Annotated in this window: 3 protein-coding genes; 1 reads left to right on the top strand and 2 read right to left on the bottom strand. The window is 73.4% G+C overall.

The window, feature by feature from the left end; all coding sequences use genetic code 11:
* A partial coding sequence (locus H5J29_RS27350) for a DUF349 domain-containing protein (protein WP_181783877.1) occupies positions 1–889 on the top strand: 889 nt, incomplete at its 5' end.
* Here the strand turns inward: H5J29_RS27350 and H5J29_RS27345 are convergent.
* Both H5J29_RS27345 and miaB read right to left on the bottom strand, forming a co-directional pair.
* Positions 890–1378, bottom strand: a complete 489-nt coding sequence (locus tag H5J29_RS27345) for an Rv2732c family membrane protein (protein WP_181783876.1) — start codon at positions 1376–1378, stop codon at positions 890–892.
* A complete protein-coding gene (miaB, locus tag H5J29_RS27340; RefSeq protein WP_181783875.1) occupies positions 1375–2844 on the bottom strand; it encodes a tRNA (N6-isopentenyl adenosine(37)-C2)-methylthiotransferase MiaB in 1470 nt (489 codons plus the stop codon). Before miaB ends, H5J29_RS27345 begins: the two co-directional genes overlap by 4 nt.
* Positions 2845–2952 lie beyond the last annotated feature (108 nt).

Genomic DNA, 2952 nt, shown 5'->3' with positions numbered 1-2952 from the left:
CAAGGTCGGCGCCGACAGTGCCTTGGCCCAGATCGTCACCCTGGTCCAGCAGAAGGAGGCGCTCGCCACCGAGGCCGAGGAGCTCGCGGGCGAGGCCACCCAGTGGAAGCAGGCCGGGGACCGCTACAAGGCGATCCTCGACGAGTGGCGCACGATCAAGGGCATCGACCGCAAGACGGACGAGGCCCTCTGGAAGCGGTTCTCCCGCGCCCGCGAGGCGTTCAACCGCCGCCGCGGCTCGCACTTCGCCGACCTGGACCGCCAGCGCGGGGCCGCCAAGGCCCGCAAGGAGGAGCTGGTCGCCGAGGCCGAGGCGCTGGCGTCGTCGGACGACTGGGGGCCCACCGCGGCCCGCTACCGGGACCTGATGACCGAGTGGAAGGCGGCGGGTCGCGCCCAGAAGGACGCGGACGACCAGCTCTGGCACCGCTTCCGCAGCGCCCAGGACTCCTTCTTCCAGCGCCGCACCTCCGTGTTCGCCGAGCGGGACGAGGAGTTCGCCGCCAACGCCGAGGCCAAGCGCAGGCTGCTCGACGAGGCGGAGAAGATCAACACCGCCGACGCCGACGCCGCCCGTGCCGCCCTGCGCGGCATCCAGGAGCGCTGGGAGGAGATCGGCAAGGTCCCCCGGGACGACATCCGGCCGCTGGAGCAGCGGCTGCGGGCCGTCGAGGAGGCCGTCAAGCAGGCCGCGGAGCGCGAGTGGCGGCGCACCGACCCGGAGACCGAGGCGCGCCTCGCCCAGTTCCGCGACCGTGTGGAGCAGTTCGAGGCGCAGGCCGAGAAGGCCCGCGCGGCGGGCGACGCGAAGCGGGCGAAGCAGGCCGAGGACCAGGCCGCGCAGTGGCGCGAGTGGCTGCAGGCGGCCGAGCAGGCCGTCGAGCGGTAGCTAACGCCGCTGCAGCGAGATCCGCGCCCAGGTGAAGGTCAGCACGGCCATCGCCAGCGCGGCGATGATCAGGCCCGGTCCGGGGCCCTCGATCCCCTCGAGGGCGCCGGACTGCCGGGTCCAGATCGCCCACAGCCCGGTGACCGTCGAGATCCCGGAGCCGACGGCGGACACCCAGGCCAGCGCCCAGAACCGGGTGGTCAGCGCGAGCACCGACGTGACCAGTCCGAACGCCGTGGCGGTGATCGTGAACAGCCGCGGCAGCGGGCCGAGGTACTCCGCCCCGACCAGCAGCTGCCATCCGGTGGCCGAACCGACCCACGGCAACAGCAACCCGCCGACGACGGCGAGGACCCCCACCGCCGCCACCAGCGCGGCCACGCCCGGGTCGATCCGCTGCTCCACCCGCCGGGCGACGCTCGCCAGCTCGGTCTCCAGCGCCGACAGGTCGCCGCTCTCGCCGCGCTCCCAGGGTGCCTTCTCGTTCATGATGCCCCGCATCCCGTCGCTGCCGGAACCGCTGCCTGCGGCTTCCCGAAGCCCGGCAGTCCCAACCCTGTGGGCGCGCCGCCGGGGCGCGTTCCCGCCTCGTGTGCGTCTCCCGCCCGGGTGCGGCGGTGGGTGTGCACCCCGCCGTCGGACACCAGGTGGTGCGGGGCGCCGTAGTCGATCGTGACCGTGACGACGTCGCCGGGCCGGATCCCGTCCCGCCCAGGGGCGAAGTGGACCAGCCGCCCGTCCCGCGCGCGGCCGCTCATCCGCCGGGTGGCGCCGTCCTTGCGCCCCTCGCCGGTGGACACCAGGACCTCGACCTCACGCCCCTCGACGCGCCGGTTCTCCGCCCAGGAGATCTCCTCCTGCAGGGCGACGAGCCGCTCGTACCGCTCCTGCACGACGGCCTTGGGCAGCTGGTCGGGCAGGTCGGCCGCAGGCGTGCCGGGGCGCTGCGAGTACTGGAAGGTGAAGGCCTGGGAGAACCGCGCCTCGCGCACGACCGCCAGCGTCTCGGCGAAGTCCTCCTCGGTCTCGCCCGGGAACCCCACGATGATGTCCGTGGAGACCGCGGCGTCGGGGATCGAGGCGCGGACCTCCTCCAGGATCCCGAGGAAGCGCGAGGAGCGGTACGAGCGCCGCATCGCCCGCAGCACCCGGTCCGAGCCGGACTGCAGCGGCATGTGCAGCTGGTGGCAGACGTTCGGCGTCTCGGCCATCGCGGCGATCACGTCCGACGTGAAGTCCCGGGGGTGCGGCGAGGTGAACCGGACCCGCTCCAGGCCCTCGACCCCTCCGCAGGCCCGCAGCAACGAGGCGAACGCGCCGCGGTCGCCGAACTCGGAGCCGTAGGCGTTCACGTTCTGTCCCAACAGGGTCACCTCGAGCACCCCGTCCGCGGCCAGCGCCTGGACCTCGGCGAGGACGTCGCCGGGCCTGCGGTCGCGCTCCTTGCCGCGCAACGCGGGCACGATGCAGAACGTGCAGGTGTTGTTGCAGCCCACCGAGATCGAGACCCAGCCCGCGTAGGCGGATTCCCGGCGGGCGGGCAGTGTGGAGGGGAAGACCTCCAGCGACTCGAGGATCTCCACCTCGGCGGTGGCGTTGTGCCGGGCGCGCTCCAGCAGCGCGGGGAGCGAGCCGACGTTGTGCGTGCCGAACACGACGTCGACCCACGGGGCCCTGCGGGTGATCGTGTCCCGGTCCTTCTGCGCCAGGCAGCCGCCGACGGCGATCTGCATGTTCGGGTTCGCGGCCTTCGCCGGGGCCAGGTGCCCGAGGTTCCCGTAGAGCTTGTTGTCCGCGTTCTCCCGCACGGCGCACGTGTTGAACACGACGACGTCCGCCTCGGTCGGGTCCTCGGCGCGCGCGTACCCCGCGGACTCGAGCAGGCCTGCCATCCGCTCGGAGTCGTGCACGTTCATCTGGCACCCGTAGGTCCGGATGCTGTAGCTGCGGGTCACGACTACGAGGGTATGCCCCGCAGGTGACGGGCCGGGCCCCGGTCCGGGAGGATGCGGCGATGGACCCCCGCGCGCCCCTCGACCGGCGGTCGGTCCTGCGTGCGCTGG

The organism is Pseudonocardia pini (assembly GCF_013870575.1).
GTDB lineage: Bacteria > Actinomycetota > Actinomycetes > Mycobacteriales > Pseudonocardiaceae > Pseudonocardia > Pseudonocardia pini.
This window is presented reverse-complemented; position numbering and strand designations above follow the sequence as displayed.

What these genes read in the sequence shown, in the direction of transcription:
- H5J29_RS27345 (WP_181783876.1), bottom strand. Translation starts at nt 1,378, where the DNA reads ATGAACGAGAAGGCACCCTGGGAGCGCGGCGAGAGCGGCGACCTGTCG.